The sequence below is a fragment of the Snodgrassella alvi genome (genome assembly GCF_040741455.2).
Lineage (GTDB): Bacteria > Pseudomonadota > Gammaproteobacteria > Burkholderiales > Neisseriaceae > Snodgrassella > Snodgrassella alvi_E.
This window is the reverse complement of the sequence record NZ_CP160328.2, coordinates 636,130-652,557: the sequence shown is the minus strand read 5'-3', so window position 1 is coordinate 652,557 and position 16,428 is coordinate 636,130. Positions and strand designations below refer to the sequence as shown.

Here is a 16,428-nt window from a genome sequence, read left to right as displayed (position 1 = left end):
GACTTATAGTGCAGCCAGTACAGCATCACCCATTTGGCTGCATGAAACACGCTGGCAGCCTTCTTCATAGATGTCACCAGTACGTAGCCCTTGTGCCAATACTTTGCCTACTGCTTGTTCGATTCTAAATGCGGCTTGCTCATTATTTAGGCTGTAACGCATCAGCATCGCTAGTGAAAGAATGGTGGCAAGCGGATTGGCCAAATTTTTGCCAGCAATATCGGGTGCAGAACCATGTGACGGTTCATACATGCCTTTACCTGTTTCGTTGAGCGATGCTGAAGGGAGCATACCTATGGAACCGGACAGCATAGAAGCTTGATCGGAAAGAATGTCGCCAAATATGTTACCCGTTACAATAACGTCAAATTGCTTAGGCGCTTTTACAAGTTGCATGGCTGCATTGTCGACATACATGTGGCTAAGGCTGACATCAGGGTAATCTTTACTCATATCGGCCATGATTTCACGCCACAACTCGGTGGTTTCCAATACATTGGCCTTATCTACTGAACAAAGTTTTTTATTGCGTTTTTGTGCTGCCTCAAAGGCAATTTTACCGATACGGCGAATTTCACTTTCGCTGTAACGCATGGTGTTAATACCTTCGCGTTCGCCATTTGGCAAGGTATGAATGCCGCGTGGTTCGCCAAAATAGATATCGCCGGTTAGTTCACGCACAATCAAAATATTTAGACCAGATACTACTTCTGGTTTTAGGGTAGAAGCATTGGCCAGCTCAGGATAGAGTATGGCTGGACGTAGATTGCCAAATAAGTTGAGATCTTTTCGGATGGCAAGTAGTCCGCGTTCGGGACGCAGTGGGCGTTCAAGGCTGTCGTACTGTGGACCACCGACTGCACCAAGCAACACTGCGTCTGCAGCGCGGCAGATTTTTTGAGTAAATTCTGGATAAGGATGGCCGTATTCATCATAGGCAGCACCCCCTAATGGAGCATATTGATAATCTGCATCTAGTCCTTCTGCAATCAGTTTGTCTAAAACACGGACGGCCTGAGCAATAATTTCCGGACCGATTCCATCCCCCGGAAGAATAGCAAGGTGTTTACTCATTTTATTCTTTCTGAATGTTGTCTGACTGCCACTGATTGGCACTCAGTAATAATTTATTTTTAGTGTATGAAAACGAAACAGGTTTCTATGGAGTCAGGACTGATACAGCCATGGTTGTTGTTGTTTGTGGCTGCTTTCATAAGCTTTTATAGCATCCGCATGTTGCAAGGTCAGGCCGATTTCATCCAGACCATTGAGGAGACAATGTTTGCGGTGTTCGGTGATATCGAAATAGTAATGATGACCGCTGGGTGTGGTAACGGTTTGTTCGGGCAGATTGATGCTGAGCTGATAGCCTTCATGAGAAGTAACTTCATGAAAAAGTTGATCCACTACTTCTTCGGGCAAAATTATAGGTAATAGACCGTTTTTATAGCAGTTGTTGAAAAAAATATCTGCAAAAGATGGTGCAATGATGGCACGAAAACCGTAATCATCTAGAGCCCATGGTGCGTGTTCGCGGCTTGAACCACAACCAAAATTCTTACGGGTCAGCAGAATGTGTGCACCCTGATAACGTGGCTGATTGAGTACAAAATCCGGATTCAAGGGACGTTTGCTGTTGTCCATACCCGGTTCACCGTGATCAAGATAACGCCACTCATCAAAAGCATTTGGGCCGAAACCACTGCGTTTGATTGATTTTAAAAATTGTTTAGGAATAATGGCATCTGTGTCTACATTAGCGCGGTCAAGCGGTGCTACCAGAGCCGTAAGAGTTGTAAAAGATTTCATGCGGGTGATTCAGTATGTGTGTAGTTAATGATTGAATTTAGTGCAAGCCCTGTCGGGCTTGCATGCAGTTACATTTCTGAGCGTACGTTGTCTGAAGCATTACTTACTGCCTGACCACCGGCAGAAATATCACGACCAACGCCGGAAACTGTATGACAACCAGCCAGAAAACCAACAATGGCAACGCTTAAGAGCATCAGTTTTTTCATGGTTTTATCCTTGTAATATTATCGACTAGCTGCGTTGGACAGATGCTGACCCCCAGCACGGACGTCTTGTCCTACGCCATGAATTGTGTGACAACCAGAGAGTACAGCCATAACCATTGCAGCAATTAACAACATTTTTTTCATGCCTTACTCCTTCAACAAAGATAATAATTAACACATTCAATCAGAACTACATGCTTATCATGCACTTGCTGGCTTAAAACTGCAAGTTATTCACTTTATATGTGTCGCACATCAGTAAAATGGCCAGTGACTGCTGCAGCTGCTGCCATGGCAGGGCTGACCAGATGAGTGCGACCGCCGTTGCCTTGACGGCCCTCAAAGTTACGATTGGAAGTTGAAGCACAACGTTCATGTGGCTGTAATCGATCTGCATTCATAGCCAAGCACATTGAGCAGCCTGGTTCACGCCACTCAAAACCTGCGGCTGTAAAAATTTTATCCAGCCCTTCTGCTTCAGCTTGTTGTTTGACTCTTCCTGAGCCGGGTACTATTAATACCCGATTAACATTATCTGCCTTATGTCGTCCTTTCGCTACTTGGGCAGCAATGCGTAAATCTTCAATTCTTCCGTTGGTGCATGAACCAATAAATACAACATCAACTGGAATTTCATTGACTGGTGTACCGGCAGTTAAGCCCATATATTGCAGTGCCCGCTGCATACCCTCCCGTTTTACTGGATCCGTTTCTGCGTCAGGGTCGGGCACTTGTTGATTTACTGCAATTACCATTTCTGGTGAGGTTCCCCATGTAACCTGTGGTTCGATGTCCTCCGCATTAAAATGATAAGTTTTATCAAAGCTGGCTCCTGCATCTGAGACCAGTGTTTTCCAGTAACTAACAGCCTGCTCCCATAATTCACGTTTAGGTGCGAAATGGCGATCTTTGATGTAATCGATTGTGGTTTGGTCAACTGCTACAAGGCCTGAACGGGCTCCTGCTTCGATGGCCATGTTGCAAAGGGTCATTCGACCTTCCATTGATAAATTGCGGATTGCTTCACCGCCGAATTCAATTGCATAACCAGTGCCTCCGGCAGTACCTATCTGGCCAATAATATATAAAGCAATATCTTTGGCGGTTATACAAGGTTTTAGCCTGCCGGTAATTTCAATCAGCATGGTTTTTGATTTTTTGGCAGTAATACACTGTGTGGCCATGACGTGTTCTACTTCTGATGTACCGATGCCATGAGCCAGCGCACCAAAAGCACCATGGGTGGACGTGTGTGAATCTCCGCAGACTACTGTCATACCTGGTAAAGTGGCGCCTTGTTCGGGGCCTACTACGTGCACAATACCCTGATTGATATTTTTGAATGGATAATATTTTTCTACACCAAAGTCGTGTATGTTTTTATCCAGTGTATTGACCTGAAGCTTGGAAATAGGATCGGTGATGCCTTTGTCCCAGTGGTCTGTAGGGGTGTTGTGATCAGCAGTAGCAACTATACTTTGCTCGCGCCACAATGGCCGATGAGCCAGCTTCAGTCCTTCAAAAGCTTGCGGGCTGGTGACTTCATGTACTAGATGGCGGTCGATATAGAGTAAAACTGTGCCATCAGCCTGTTGTTGGACAATATGGCTATTCCACAGTTTTTCATACAGGGTTTGTGCATTCATTGTACTAGCTTTGTTTTGTTATGTTTTATGTGTGAAGCATCTTAATACTGTTAAGAAGGATTTACAAGCATTTTGTCTAAAAATATAAAATATTCAGATTTGAATGTAATTAAATGAATATTTTTGGACTTATTGTCTATTTTTTATAAGTGTGGATGACCTGAATGTCTGTGTGAAAACGATTATAGTTGCTGTTTTCTGTTAATCTGGCGTTTGTTGTTATAATAATGACCACTATATGCACTAAGTAATGCAGCATATATATGTAGAAAGGACTGAAATATGAGTTTACCTGATGTGGCCGCAGCGCATCGCTTGGAATTGCAGAATTTTGAACGGGCAATTTTAGCCAAACAGACGCAGATTGAATCATGGTTTCGTACCCAATGGCGACATCACCACGCTCCTTTTTACGGTTCGGTGGATATTCGTAACAGCGGATATAAACTTGCCAGTATTGATATGAATCTGTTTCCAGGTGGTTTTAATAACCTGAATCCTGTTTTTTTGCCTTTGGCTTCTGTAGCGGCACAGGATGCAGTGGAACGTGCCTGTGCAGAAGCACAGTCTGTTTTGCTGATACCTGAAAACCATACGCGCAATACTTTTTATCTGCAAAATGTTTACGCACTCTATTCTATATTGCGTCATGTGGGATTAAATGTGCGAATTGGTACAATTAATCCCGAAATCACTCAGATTACCACACTAGAAACGGCGCTTGGTGACCACATTACACTCGAGCCAGTATTGCGGCAGGGTAATCGATTACAGCTAGCAGATGGTTTCACTCCTTGTATGATTTTGCTAAACAATGATTTGTCAGGAGGCGTACCAGATATTCTACAGGGGCTGGAACAGAAACTATTGCCACCATTAAAAGCGGGCTGGACCACGAGGCGAAAAAGTACTCATTTTCATGCATATAATCAGGTGGCAGCAGAGTTTGCCAAACTGGCAGGCATAGATGAGTGGACGATTAATCCATATTATGAAGTATGTAGTGGTTTAGATTTTGCCAGCCACGAAGGTGAAAACCGTCTGGCAGATACTGTGGAACGTCTCTTACAACGTATTCAGAATAAATATGATGAACTGGGCATTCAGGATAAACCGTTTGTGATTGTTAAAGCCGACGCCGGTACTTATGGTATGGGAGTGATGAGTGTTCATTCGGCAGATGAGGTGCGTGGCCTCAATCGCAAAAAACGCAATAAAATGGCTAAAATCAAAGAAGGTCTGGAAGTCAGTGAAGTGATTGTGCAGGAAGGTATTTATACTTATGAAACACTGCATGGTGCTACCGCAGAACCTGTGGTTTATATGATGGACCGGTTTGTAATCGGTGGCTTTTACCGTGTGCATGAGGGACGCGGACCAGACGAAAATCTGAATGCTATGGGTATGCATTTTGTGCCATTACACTGCAATATTGTCTCACCGGAAACTGAGATTACGGAAGAAGATGCTGCTAGCAAACGCGAATTTCAGCCATGGGAACAATTGGGTATCGTGCAGACAGAGAATGTTAGTCAGGCCAGTGATTGTGAAAGTGTCCGTCTTTATGTGTATGGTGTACTGGCCAGATTATCGTTGCTGGCTGCAGCTATAGAGCTGGAAAATATGCCTGAGCTAGCAGTTTGATTTACTTCTATCATTCAGACTTTCTCTCTGCAACGTTATTTAGAGTAAGCAGAAAATTTTGTTTCAAAATAATATTAATTTTATAAAGTACGATTCATAATGAAAAAAACGCGCGTTTTAACTGGTGTTACACCCAGCGGCATACCGCATCTGGGTAATTATGTGGGTGCTATTCGTCCGGCTATTCAGGCGAGCCAGAATCCAGATGTGGAATCTTTCCTTTTTTTATCTGATTATCATGCTTTAATTAAATGTCATGATCCGGAAAAAGTTCACGAATCAACCAAAGCTGTAGCTGCAACATGGCTGGCCTGTGGTCTTGATCCTGAGCGTACAACTTTTTACCGTCAGACTGATATTCCCGAAGTAATGGAACTGAACTGGATTCTGACCTGCAATACAGCTAAGGGACTAATGAACCGTGCCCATGCGTATAAAGCAGCCGTACAGGAAAATGCTGAAAAAGGACAGGAGGACCTAGATCACGGCATTGAAATGGGGCTTTTCTGTTATCCGATGCTCATGAGTGCAGATATTCTGATATTTAATGCCGATAAGGTACCGGTAGGGCGTGATCAGATTCAGCATCTGGAAATGGCGCGTGATATAGCAGGCCGTTTCAATCATCGTTTCAAGCCTTTGTTTACTTTGCCCGAAGCTCAAATAGATGACAATGTGGAAACATTGGTTGGTCTGGATGGCCGAAAAATGAGCAAAAGTTACGGTAATACCATTCCATTATTTGAACCGGAAAAGAAATTGCAGAAAGCGGTAAATAAGATTGTTACCAATCTGAAAGAACCGGGCGAACCGAAACAGCCAGATGAAAGCCCCCTGTTTGATATTTATAAAGCTTTCTCTACACCGACAGAAACGAGCAGCTTTACTCAGATGCTTGCTGAAGGTCTGGCTTGGGGCGAAGCTAAAAAAATGCTAGCAACAAAAATCAATGAAGAGATGGCTGAAAAGCGTGAGCGTTTTACTCAGCTAATGGCAGAGCCCACTTTGATTGAGGATATTTTGCAGGCAGGTGCGGTAAAAGCACGTGCACAGGCAAAACCGCTGCTAGAGGAAGTACGTGAAGCAGTAGGCATTCGTTCATTAAAATAAAGTACTGGTTTAACCGGCTGAAAGTAAATTTTGAGCCGGTTAAATTATCTGTAGGTAAACATAATGAAAATCCTGTTTATAGCCGACCCAATGTCTGGCTTCAAAACTTATAAAGACACCACTTATGCCATGATGAGGGAAATGGCTGCACGAGGCTGGACATTGTTTCACACATTAGCCAGTCAGCTAAGTGTGCAGCAAGGATATGTTGTGGCAGAGGCTAGCGAATTTGGCTTTACCGAAGCCAGAGATGATCATGACCACTGCTGGTTTAGTCCTTTGTCTCAACAGCAATATCGGCTAAACATTTTTGATGCAGTGATCATGCGTACTGACCCGCCGTTTGATATGCAGTATTTATATGCGACTCAACTGCTGACTTTAGCCGCCAAACAAGGTGCCCGTGTTTATAACAGCGGGCAGGCTATGCGCGATTTCAATGAAAAACTAGCTATTTTAGATTTTACAGAGTTTACTGCTCCGACTTTGGTCACTACCCGTGCAGCAGATGTGCGTGCTTTTTTGCATGAGTACCACGATATCATTATTAAGCCGCTGGATGGTATGGGGGGTATGGGGATTTTCCGCTTGCAGAAGAATGACCCTAATATCAGCAGTATTCTGGAAATGCTGATGCGTTTAGACAGCCGTACAATCATGGTACAGCGTTATATTCCTGAAATTGTTCATGGCGATAAACGCATATTAATTATTGGTGGGCGAGTTGTTCCCTATGCATTGGCACGTATTCCACAGCAGGGCGAGACACGAGGCAATCTGGCTGCAGGTGGCCATGGCGTGGCGCAGCCATTGAGTGAACGAGATAGGCAAATTGCTGAAACGTTGGCTCCGGAACTGGTACGCAGAGGTATTCTGCTGGCTGGACTGGATGTGATTGGTGATTATCTGACGGAAATCAATGTTACCAGTCCGACTGGTTTTCAAGAAATTAGCAAGCAAACTGACTGTGATGTGGCTGCTATATTTGCCGATGCCGTTGAAGAAGCTGCACGTTTATATGGTTCCCCGCTTTAATAAATCTTGTGCAGCCATATCCGATTTTAAAAGGACAATAATATTATCATGCCGGAAAATAATAAGCAGTATGCCAATACTATTAAAGGTAGAACCGGTATACGCCGCATATTCAACGCCTATGGTTACTCTCTGGCTGGTTTGAAAGCGGCTTGCAGCGAATCGGCTTTTCGTCAGCTGTTGTGGTTAAATGGAATTTTGATTGTGCTGGTTTTTGTATTGGATTTTGGCATCCTGACGCGTATGGTTTTAATTATGGCTTCGTTTTTAAGCTGGATTGTAGAGCTCTTTAATACGGCTATTGAAGCAGCTGTGGACCATACTTCGTTGGCAAAACATCCGCTGGCCAAACGGGCTAAGGATACAGCATCGGCTGCTCAATTATTAACCATGTTACTACTGGCAATTTTATGGGTGCTGGCGCTGTGGCGAGATTATCTGGTTAACTGGTTTTAAACCATAGTCACATTGCTGCCATTATATACGAGCGCTGCCAGATTAAGAATTTCTAAAAATTCTTCAGACATATTGACAATCCGATATCTGTTTAGCGGTAAGGATAGATTATGCATTTTCTGATGATTTTATTACCGGTTTTCGGAATTTTTGTTACTGGATTCATCGGTCAGAAAATCCTTAAATTCGATATAGCCGGATTATCGAAAATGTCTTTGTATATTCTTTCTCCCTTTCTGGCCTTCAAAACGTTTTACAGCCATCAGCTTACTTCTGCTTATGCATATTATGCTTTCTATGTATTGATTTTGTGTATCGGACTGATTGCCCTGGTGTATCTGTGGTCGAAAATTTGTCATTACCGCAATCAGGATAATTGCGCCCTGATTTTGGCATCATGTTTTATGAATAATGGAAACTACGGTACACCGGTGATTCTGGTATTTTTCGGGAGTGCCGGTTTTGATATCGCTGTGATTCTGATGGTACTGCAACAGTTTGTTATGAGTACATTAGGCACTTATTTTGCAGCAAAAGGCAGCGATGATGTTGAAGGCATCAGCCAGCTCACGGTTTTGAAAAAAGTCTTACGCATGCCGATTGTATATGGTGCTTTGTTGGGTTTGACATTTCAGATACTGCATATTCCACTCAGTAAAGAAATACTGCTGGCTGTGGGAATGATAGGAGATTCTTCCATTCCTGTTATTATGCTTATTTTGGGTATGCAGCTGGCTACATTACATATTAAGCAGATTGAACTGCCCAAAATAAGCTTTGCGTTGATACTCCGATTGATAGTATCGCCTTTGTGGGCTGTACTGCTGGTGTATTCTATGCCGCTAGACCTGATGGCGAAAAAAATATTAATTGTTCTTGCTGCCATGCCGACAGCAGCCAATACCACATTGATGTCTGTACAGTTCAACACCAAACCACAACTAGTTTCTTCTGCTACTTTTTTCAGTACGGTATTAAGCTTGATTACCTTGCCGATAGTGCTGATGCTGGTGCAGCCGCCGGTTATGAATCTGTAATCAATTTGAGTAGCGAGAGATGCAAATAAATGTATATTCGATATACGCTTATCAGAATCAATTACAAACCTGTTGTTGGTTTTCTGGATCTTAATGTTGTCTGATGTTACTTTATGTAACAAGACTTATTACTCGCTCTATAATGTTCTTTTACTTGAAATGAATTATAACAATATGCAATACAATTTATTTCAGGATAAAAGACATGGGTATTAACAGACAATTTAGTTGCAAAAGTATTATATATCTATTGATTACGGTAATTGGTTGGGGAATTATGTATCCCGCATCCAAACATGCCGTATCTTCAGGTATTGATGGCTATTATCTTACTTTCATTCGTTATGTTTTGGGGGCAGTGCTTGTCAGTGTGATTTTAATCATTCTAGAAGGTAAAAAAAGTTATCAAACTGAAGGTAAAACCTTGTTACTCTGGTTTTTTGGAAGTATCGGCTTTGCAGGTCTAAATTTTCTCACGTTTATTGGAATAGGTTATTCTTCAGCAGAACATGCAACGATTATATTAGCTCTGATGCCTTTATTATCGCTTGCGCTAACATGCATTATTCATCGTAGCTTCCCCGATTCTAAAACTAGTTTCTGCATGCTATTAGCTTTTACTGGTATTGTTTTGGTAATTACTAATGGTAATTTTAGTCATTTGAGGGCTTCATCTAGCTTTATCGGCGATTTGCTACTATTGGCGGCCACTATCTGCTGGGTAATATATACCTATTTTGCCAATATTATGATTTCAGTATATGGCTGGAGTGCTTTACGTGTTACTGCGTTAAGCTCTTCTTTAGGAACATTGAGTATAATATTCATTACTATAGCGGCAACATTATTAGGTTACGCCAGTTATCCAAATTTTCAGGCAATGGCAGCCAGTAAATTTGATATTTTTATTTTGGTTATAACTACTTTAGTGATTATCAGTTGGAATGCAGGCATTAAAGCGCTTGGCACAATCAATGGAGTTTTATTTGTTAATTTGGTACCCGTTATATCGTACATTATTGGCCTTTTGCAAGGGCATCATGTTTCGTATATTGAAGTTTTGGGAATGGTAATTACGCTTATAGCATTAATAATGAATAATCTCTATATGCGTAAAAATCAAGCAGATATTTAGTTGTTGAAATGAAAAACCATTTACAGGGTATGAATTTAGCTAGTCTTGAACTGTTTCTAGTAGCAGCTGAAAATGAAAATTTCTCAGCTGCTGCTGAGTATTTGAATATTACACCTGCTGCTGTTAGCCGCTCTATTAAAAGGCTTGAAGAAAGGATTGGTATTGAATTATTCAGTCGAAATACACGTAAAATCAAATTAACACCAGAGGGGAAAATTTATTATAAAAAATGCTCTGAAATTTTAGAATCATTAATCAGTGTTGAGCGAGAGCTTAAACTACAAAAAGAGTCTGTAGCTGGAAGACTAAAAATCAGTGTTCCAGAAAGTTTTTTTAACTATAAAATGGCGCCATATTTAAATAAATTTTGTGAACTATATCCAAATCTGAAGCTAGATTTTCATGTAACTAATCGAAATATTGATTTTGTGGCTGAAACTTATGATTTATCAGTGAGGTTGATTCAGCCTGAGACCAAACTTGAGCCCTTTTTAATTAAAAAAAAATTGCATGATGCTACATCCGGTCTGTTTGCTAGTCCTGAATATTTGTCTAACAACAGCATGATACAATCGCCTTCAGATATTAAAAATCATCAGTGTATCAATTTCAGCATTAGCGAAAATAACAAAAAATTCTTATGGAATTCTGTAGATAATCATTCAAAGAGGGATTTTCATTATTCGAACCAGATAAAAGTGTTTGACAGCATTCTTGCGACTAAGGTTCTTGCGTTGAATGGTTGTGGAATTGTACATTTATTTAGATTTGCGGTGCAGAATGAGTTGCAGAGTAATAAATTGGTAGAAATCTTACCTGAATATTCTAATAATCATACATGGCAATTTTGTTTTCTTTACCCAGAGTCAAATAGGAATTTAGCAAAACTTAGAGTTTTTATCGATTACTTCATTGAAAACATTAAATAATCAAGCAAAAATATTTAGTATATATGCTGATATTTATAAAAAATATTAGGCTGATAGTATTCAGTGTTTCAATAATCAGATGATTTTTATTTTTTTATACTATTTCTTATATCAGAATATATATTATTAGCGGTTTATACTGAATCTGATTCAAAAGATGAAGTATATAAAATCACAGTTTAAGTTATTTTTCAAATCATATAAATGTAAAGATTTTTGATTTTATTGGTGTTCAGAACTTATCGTTATCAAGATAAATCGGTATCATAGTCGCCTATCTGCTGGAATAATAAACTGGGCGGCTTATGACAAAGTTAAAATTTACCAAAATGCATGGCTTAGGTAATGATTTCATGGTTATTGATGGTATCAACCAGAAATTTAACCCGAGTACAGCACCAATTGCCGCATGGGCACAACGGCATACCGGAGTTGGATTTGACCAGCTTCTTCTGATTGAGGCACCACGACAAGCAGAAGCTGATTTTCGCTATCGGATTTTCAATGCAGATGGTTCTGAAGTGGAACAGTGTGGAAATGGCGCACGGTGTTTTGCCCGCTTTGTTTACGATAAAGGGTTAACCAGCAAAAAGCAGATTGTCGTAGAAACAGCTGGCGGTGTGATTGTGCCCCGTTTAACCGATGATGGTTTGGTAACAGTAGACATGGGTGTGCCGTTGTTGGCTCCGGAGCAAATTCCGTTTACCGCTATTGATGAGGATGATGCTCGTAGTATCAGCCATCAGCTTGTAATCGGCAATGAGACTGTTAGTGTTACCTGTATCAATATGGGCAATCCGCATGCGGTGATAGTGGTGAAAGATATTGAGCAAGCACCTGTACACCGGCTGGGAGCAGCTATTGAAAACCACAAACAGTTTCCTCAACGCGTTAATGTCGGTTTTATGCAGATTGTGGCACCACGCAGGATTCGTCTGCGTGTTTTTGAGCGAGGTGTTGGAGAAACTCAGGCCTGTGGTACGGGTGCCTGTGCTGCAGTTGTAGCCGGAATCAGTTTGGGATTACTGGGCGATGATGAACCGGTAGAAGTTAATTTGACTGGGGGGCAGTTATTAATCAGTTGGCAGCAGCAACCTGATGCTCATGTATGGATGACAGGGCCTACCCAGAGTGTTTTTGATGGGGAGATTGATTATTTATGAGTATCAAAGAAGCAGATGTACGTGCGTTTTTACATGCTCAGCCAGAGTGGCTGTACGAACATGCAGCAGAGTTTAACCTGCGACCTATTGAAAGCAAGATAATGTCTTTCCAGCAGGGCCGGATGCAGTTTATGCAGCGTAAAACGGAAAAAATGGCTTCACAATTGGTACAGATGTTGGGAGAAGCGGATGCTAATCATACTTTGATGGCTAAGTTCATGGCTTTCGACCGACGCCTGCTCTTGGTAAATACAGTCGCTCAATGGCAAAGGGCAATTCACGATGGCTTGAAAAACGAATTTGTATTACCTGATTTCGCCTTGAAAATTGTTACCGAAGCACCTAAAAGTGTGCGTATACCTGCTTCTTTAATGGCAGATGATAAGGTTAAAGCTGTAGCAAAAAAACTGAATAAGCCCATATGTGGTAACTTACCTGTGGTTGTTTTACGGGAATTATTGCCCGTACAGCCTCGTCTGGAAAGCTTTTTACAACTGCCATTGCGCTGGCAGGAACAGACGCTAGCAATTTTGATAGTCGGCCATGAGAATGAAGCTCATTTCACATCGGATATGGCTACTGAATGGGTAAACTATATGGCAGAAAATATGGCCGTGGTACTGGCACGTCTGCTAAAACTGGTACGCTGATGACTACATTAATCATTTATGCGGTTGTAATGATTTATGCAGTACTGTTTGTGTGGCAATGTTGTAAATATCAATTATATGGCTGGCTGGCTGCTGCGTTAACCATTTGGGTGATTTTGGCAGCTATGAGTAGTGTGGTATTGCCGGGTATTGCTGGTTTGTTTAAACCGTTAAATTTATTTCTGATGCCAGTTTATGTGCTGTTGGGTTCGGTGTTTATGCTTCATCAGCGCAATAGACTCAAAAGCAACGGTTATTTATCTAATCTGCTTTATAGTAGTTGGTTACAGTTTGGAGCGCTGGCTATCTGTTTGACGCTCATTTTATGTCTAATCAGAAATACAATTTTATTAGTTCCTTTAATGGTTAGTGTTTTACAGATGCTTACTTGGCAACCTTTATACTGGATTGGAACTCAATGGTTATTGATGTTGATGCTATTTTCACGTACAGAAAATAAACAAAAAACGGTATGGCGCATGCAGACATTGTTGCTCTTTTGTTTATTTACTCAACTGATATATCTAATGTTAAGTTTTAGAGGAAAATTGTAGTTGGAGTTTGCTATTGTTTTTGAGCCAGATCTCAACTTTGCACCCTTTTTAAGAATCAGATAATAAAAAAGCCAGACTGGAAAGTCTGGCTTTTTTAATTTGATGTGCTTAGTGAGAAGCAGCTTCAGCAGAAGCGCCAGAAGCAACAGCAGGAGCTGAAACTTCAGAAGCTGGAGCTGGTTCAGAAGCCGGAGCTGGTTCAGAAGCTACAGGAGCTGAAACTTCTGATGCAGCAGAAGCAGCAGGAGCTGATTCATCTTTATTACAAGCAGCCAAGAACAAAGACATCAGGGCAGCAGCAGCTAACAGAGATTTTTTCATGATTATGTACCTTAATCTGTATCAAAAAGTATTACTTTAGTGATGGAAGTCCAGTTTTTGCACACTATATCATTTCTTCAATAAATAGCTACAGTGCGCATAACTTGTGCAAATCGAATTATGCCCCGCCTTGCAAACTAATGCAATCTGCCAAAGGTGTATTTTTGTTAAACAGCTACAGAAGCTTGTTGAGAATGGCGCGTTAGAATCTAGTCTAGTGCAGGATATACTTACTAGATAAGCAATAAGATTAAGGTATGGGTATAGTTATAAGATATTGATAAAATTTAATAAAAGTAAATAATATTCAGCAATAATGTTACAGTTTAATGATTACCCAACAAAATTACTGCAAATTAGAGAAGTTGTTTTTTTACAACAAATTTACATATTTATGGTTTATATACCTTGGATTCTGCTTGGTTTAGCTGATGACACTGTGGATGATTTTCATGCAATCTTGCCACAATTAAGTTAATAGGGAATGTTGTATAGAGCAGCTGACGTACTTTAGGTTTATCCTAATTACAGTCTTCAATCTGATTATCAATTTCTGAGTCTATTAACAATGAAGTAATACCAATTAATCGCAATGAAAATGTGTTAATTTTCATATTCAGAAATCAACAAAGATTGTTGTTTGGTTTTTTAGTATTGGTTGTGTAGCCAATTTTTTAGTTTGAGAAAATCAAAGCGATTCTCAGCATGAACCCTTGCTTTGAAATGATGTGCGCAGAATATAGACTATTACTACGGTTATTCTATTGAAACAAAGCCGTTGAAAAGTTAATGTTGATAAAACCTGTTTGGGATAGATATTGTACATTTATTGAAATACAGTTTATTGTATTTTAAGAAGTAATTTTTCAGCTTATATTCAAATATTTTAAGTAATGGTTTATTTCTTGGTTTGGCTAGTGTGAAATGGAAATCAGAACAGGCTTAGTCCCTTAGTCACTGTCTGAAGCCATTGTTCGATATAATGACAAGTTTTGAGTATTCAGCATGCATTTATCAGGCATGGCTACTGAATTTTGAGTAATTTTGTTTCTAAGCAGGAAAACTTATCATGACAGATACCCTTGAACGCGAGAGCATGCAATATGATGTTGTTATTGTGGGGGCCGGTCCGTCAGGTTTATCTGCTGCCATACGTTTAAAACAATTGGCCGCTAAACAACAGCGCGAGATTAGTGTATGCGTTGTTGATAAAGGTTCTGAAGTTGGAGCGCATATTATTTCCGGTGCTGTAATTGACCCTCATTCATTATCGGAGCTGATTGAAAATTGGCAGGATAAAGACGCTCCGTTATCGTGTGCGGTGAAACAAGACAGTTTGCTGTTTTTAACCGAAAAAAAAGCTTACCGTCTGCCAACGCCAGCCAGTTTTAATAATCAAGGCAATTACATCATTAGTCTGGGCGTGTTTTGTCGTTGGCTGGCGCAGCAGGCGGAAGAATTGGGCGTAGAAATATATCCTGGTTTTGCCGCTACAGAAATACTTTATCATGCTGATGGTTCGGTACGGGGAATTGCCACCGGCGATATGGGCGTTCAACGCGATGGTACTCCTGGTGACCAATATCAGCAGGGTATGGCATTGTTGGCACAACAGACTATTTTTGCTGAAGGTTGCCGCGGTTCGCTTACTAAAGTACTGATGCAGCAATTTGATTTAAGAAGAGACTGCCAGCATCAAACTTATGGAATCGGAATTAAAGAATTATGGGAAATCGCACCGGAAAAATCCAAACCCGGAACTGTGATTCATACTATAGGCTGGCCATTGGATCAGAAAACCTATGGCGGTTCTTTTTTGTATCATTTGAATGATAATAAAGTAGCAGTTGGTTTTGTGATTGGTCTGGATTATCAGAACCCTTATCTGTCTCCGTATGCAGAAATGCAGCGCTACAAAACTCATCCGGCCATTCGAGCTACATTAGAGGGTGGTAAACGTATTGCTTATGGTGCAAGAGCGCTGAGTGAAGGTGGCTTGCAAAGTTTGCCCAAACTAACGTTTCCTGGTGGTGTTCTGGTTGGTGATACTGCTGGTTTTCTGAATGTGCCGCGAATTAAAGGTATTCATGCCGCTATGAAATCCGGTATGCTCGCAGCAGAGGCCGTTGCTGAGGTATTAAGCGAGGAAGCTAGCGAAAGCAGTAATGCAGAGGCAGTAAATTATACAAGTTTATTCAGAAACAGTTGGTTATTTAGTGAGTTGAATAAAGTCCGCAATGTACGTCCTGCATTTAAATGGGGTCTGTTGGGAGGCCTAGTTTATGGTGCACTAGAAGAATATGTGTTCAAGGGTAAGGCACCATGGACTCTAAGGCATCAGCGGGCGGATTATGCGTCTTTACGACCAGCACAAGATTGCCAGAAGATTGATTATCCTAAACCGGATGGCAAACTCACATTTGATCGTATGAGTAGTGTATTTTTGGCTGGTATCAGCCATGCTGAAAACCAACCTGTACATCTTAGGCTACACAATCCAGAATTGGCCATTAGTGTTAATTATCAAAAATTTGCTAGTCCAGAAACGCGTTATTGTCCTGCTGGGGTGTATGAAATTATAGAAGAAGCAGGAGAACCACAATTGCAGATTAATGCGCAGAATTGTGTACACTGTAAAACCTGCGATATTAAAGATCCTGAGCAGAATATTGACTGGGTGTGTCCCGAAGGCGGTAGCGGACCAAATTATGCCGATATGTGACTGCCGGC

Annotated in this window: 17 protein-coding genes; 11 read left to right on the top strand and 6 right to left on the bottom strand. The window is 41.0% G+C overall.

All coding sequences use genetic code 11. From position 1 onward, the window contains the following. Window positions 1-3 precede the first annotated feature (3 nt). The 5 genes from leuB to leuC form a co-directional block, all read right to left on the bottom strand. Entirely contained in the window at window positions 4-1,074 is a 1,071-nt protein-coding gene (gene leuB / locus ABU615_RS03035) for a 3-isopropylmalate dehydrogenase (protein ID WP_370387404.1), read from the bottom strand. A gap of 93 nt (window positions 1,075-1,167) precedes the next feature. Then, on the bottom strand, window positions 1,168-1,809 hold the full coding sequence (leuD, locus tag ABU615_RS03030) for a 3-isopropylmalate dehydratase small subunit (RefSeq protein WP_100152041.1): 642 nt from the start codon (window positions 1,807-1,809) through the stop codon (window positions 1,168-1,170). Window positions 1,810-1,877: 68 nt separating this feature from the next. Beyond that, entirely contained in the window at window positions 1,878-2,018 is a 141-nt protein-coding gene (locus ABU615_RS03025) for an entericidin A/B family lipoprotein (protein WP_100141290.1), read from the bottom strand. An 18-nt stretch (window positions 2,019-2,036) separates the two neighbouring features. Continuing rightward, window positions 2,037-2,162, bottom strand: a complete 126-nt coding sequence (locus ABU615_RS03020; protein ID WP_100141289.1) for an entericidin A/B family lipoprotein — start codon at window positions 2,160-2,162, stop codon at window positions 2,037-2,039. A 95-nt stretch (window positions 2,163-2,257) separates the two neighbouring features. Beyond that, window positions 2,258-3,664: a 3-isopropylmalate dehydratase large subunit gene (gene leuC, locus ABU615_RS03015; protein WP_367487650.1), complete on the bottom strand. Its 1,407-nt coding sequence runs from the start codon at window positions 3,662-3,664 to the stop codon at window positions 2,258-2,260. A gap of 282 nt (window positions 3,665-3,946) precedes the next feature. Between leuC and gshA the strand changes: the two genes are divergently transcribed. The 10 genes from gshA to ABU615_RS02965 all read left to right on the top strand — a co-directional run bounded on the left by gshA (window position 3,947) and on the right by ABU615_RS02965 (window position 13,377). Next, complete coding sequence (gene gshA, locus ABU615_RS03010; protein ID WP_367644492.1) at window positions 3,947-5,308, top strand: glutamate--cysteine ligase; 1,362 nt, start codon at window positions 3,947-3,949, stop codon at window positions 5,306-5,308. 99 nt (window positions 5,309-5,407) lie between these two features. Then, window positions 5,408-6,418: a tryptophan--tRNA ligase gene (gene trpS / locus ABU615_RS03005; protein WP_370388146.1), complete on the top strand. Its 1,011-nt coding sequence runs from the start codon at window positions 5,408-5,410 to the stop codon at window positions 6,416-6,418. Between the two features lie 60 nt (window positions 6,419-6,478). Next, a complete protein-coding gene (gene gshB / locus ABU615_RS03000) occupies window positions 6,479-7,453 on the top strand; it encodes a glutathione synthase (protein WP_370389342.1) in 975 nt (324 codons plus the stop codon). Between the two features lie 48 nt (window positions 7,454-7,501). Continuing rightward, window positions 7,502-7,909 carry a diacylglycerol kinase gene (locus ABU615_RS02995; protein ID WP_367487653.1) on the top strand — a complete coding sequence of 136 codons (408 nt, stop codon included), beginning with the start codon at window positions 7,502-7,504 and terminating at the stop codon, window positions 7,907-7,909. A gap of 110 nt (window positions 7,910-8,019) precedes the next feature. Further along, window positions 8,020-8,946 carry an AEC family transporter gene (locus tag ABU615_RS02990; protein ID WP_370389186.1) on the top strand — a complete coding sequence of 309 codons (927 nt, stop codon included), beginning with the start codon at window positions 8,020-8,022 and terminating at the stop codon, window positions 8,944-8,946. Between the two features lie 205 nt (window positions 8,947-9,151). Then, the gene (locus ABU615_RS02985; protein ID WP_370389185.1) at window positions 9,152-10,081 is read left to right on the top strand and encodes a DMT family transporter; all 930 of its coding nucleotides are present in this window, start codon (window positions 9,152-9,154) and stop codon (window positions 10,079-10,081) included. Between the two features lie 8 nt (window positions 10,082-10,089). After that, the gene (locus ABU615_RS02980; protein WP_370389184.1) at window positions 10,090-11,010 is read left to right on the top strand and encodes a LysR family transcriptional regulator; all 921 of its coding nucleotides are present in this window, start codon (window positions 10,090-10,092) and stop codon (window positions 11,008-11,010) included. 305 nt (window positions 11,011-11,315) lie between these two features. Next, window positions 11,316-12,173 carry a diaminopimelate epimerase gene (gene dapF, locus ABU615_RS02975; protein WP_267408775.1) on the top strand — a complete coding sequence of 286 codons (858 nt, stop codon included), beginning with the start codon at window positions 11,316-11,318 and terminating at the stop codon, window positions 12,171-12,173. Further along, complete coding sequence (locus ABU615_RS02970) at window positions 12,170-12,823, top strand: DUF484 family protein (protein WP_370389183.1); 654 nt, start codon at window positions 12,170-12,172, stop codon at window positions 12,821-12,823. Before dapF ends, ABU615_RS02970 begins: the two co-directional genes overlap by 4 nt. Next, window positions 12,823-13,377 (top strand): hypothetical protein, encoded by a 555-nt coding sequence (locus tag ABU615_RS02965; protein ID WP_267408777.1) that lies wholly within the window; start codon window positions 12,823-12,825, stop codon window positions 13,375-13,377. Before ABU615_RS02970 ends, ABU615_RS02965 begins: the two co-directional genes overlap by 1 nt. Before the next feature lie 108 nt (window positions 13,378-13,485). Here the strand turns inward: ABU615_RS02965 and ABU615_RS02960 are convergent, their stop codons facing one another. After that, window positions 13,486-13,698: a hypothetical protein gene (locus ABU615_RS02960; RefSeq protein ID WP_100141277.1), complete on the bottom strand. Its 213-nt coding sequence runs from the start codon at window positions 13,696-13,698 to the stop codon at window positions 13,486-13,488. Window positions 13,699-14,767: 1,069 nt separating this feature from the next. Between ABU615_RS02960 and ABU615_RS02955 the strand changes: the two genes are divergently transcribed. Next, complete coding sequence (locus tag ABU615_RS02955) at window positions 14,768-16,420, top strand: electron transfer flavoprotein-ubiquinone oxidoreductase (RefSeq protein WP_267408778.1); 1,653 nt, start codon at window positions 14,768-14,770, stop codon at window positions 16,418-16,420. The last annotated feature ends 8 nt before the right edge of the window (window positions 16,421-16,428 follow it).

Coding starts and splice junctions, on each gene's coding strand:
- ABU615_RS03025 (WP_100141290.1), bottom strand. CDS start 2,018: ATGAAAAAACTGATGCTCTTAAGCGTTGCCATTGTTGGTTTTCTGGCT.
- ABU615_RS02985 (WP_370389185.1), top strand. CDS start 9,152: ATGGGTATTAACAGACAATTTAGTTGCAAAAGTATTATATATCTATTG.
- ABU615_RS02965 (WP_267408777.1), top strand. CDS start 12,823: ATGACTACATTAATCATTTATGCGGTTGTAATGATTTATGCAGTACTG.
- ABU615_RS03020 (WP_100141289.1), bottom strand. CDS start 2,162: ATGAAAAAAATGTTGTTAATTGCTGCAATGGTTATGGCTGTACTCTCT.
- trpS (WP_370388146.1), top strand. CDS start 5,408: ATGAAAAAAACGCGCGTTTTAACTGGTGTTACACCCAGCGGCATACCG.
- gshA (WP_367644492.1), top strand. CDS start 3,947: ATGAGTTTACCTGATGTGGCCGCAGCGCATCGCTTGGAATTGCAGAAT.
- ABU615_RS02995 (WP_367487653.1), top strand. CDS start 7,502: ATGCCGGAAAATAATAAGCAGTATGCCAATACTATTAAAGGTAGAACC.
- ABU615_RS02980 (WP_370389184.1), top strand. CDS start 10,090: ATGAAAAACCATTTACAGGGTATGAATTTAGCTAGTCTTGAACTGTTT.
- leuD (WP_100152041.1), bottom strand. CDS start 1,809: ATGAAATCTTTTACAACTCTTACGGCTCTGGTAGCACCGCTTGACCGC.
- ABU615_RS02955 (WP_267408778.1), top strand. CDS start 14,768: ATGACAGATACCCTTGAACGCGAGAGCATGCAATATGATGTTGTTATT.
- leuC (WP_367487650.1), bottom strand. CDS start 3,664: ATGAATGCACAAACCCTGTATGAAAAACTGTGGAATAGCCATATTGTC.
- leuB (WP_370387404.1), bottom strand. CDS start 1,074: ATGAGTAAACACCTTGCTATTCTTCCGGGGGATGGAATCGGTCCGGAA.
- ABU615_RS02970 (WP_370389183.1), top strand. CDS start 12,170: ATGAGTATCAAAGAAGCAGATGTACGTGCGTTTTTACATGCTCAGCCA.
- dapF (WP_267408775.1), top strand. CDS start 11,316: ATGACAAAGTTAAAATTTACCAAAATGCATGGCTTAGGTAATGATTTC.
- ABU615_RS02990 (WP_370389186.1), top strand. CDS start 8,020: ATGCATTTTCTGATGATTTTATTACCGGTTTTCGGAATTTTTGTTACT.
- ABU615_RS02960 (WP_100141277.1), bottom strand. CDS start 13,698: ATGAAAAAATCTCTGTTAGCTGCTGCTGCCCTGATGTCTTTGTTCTTG.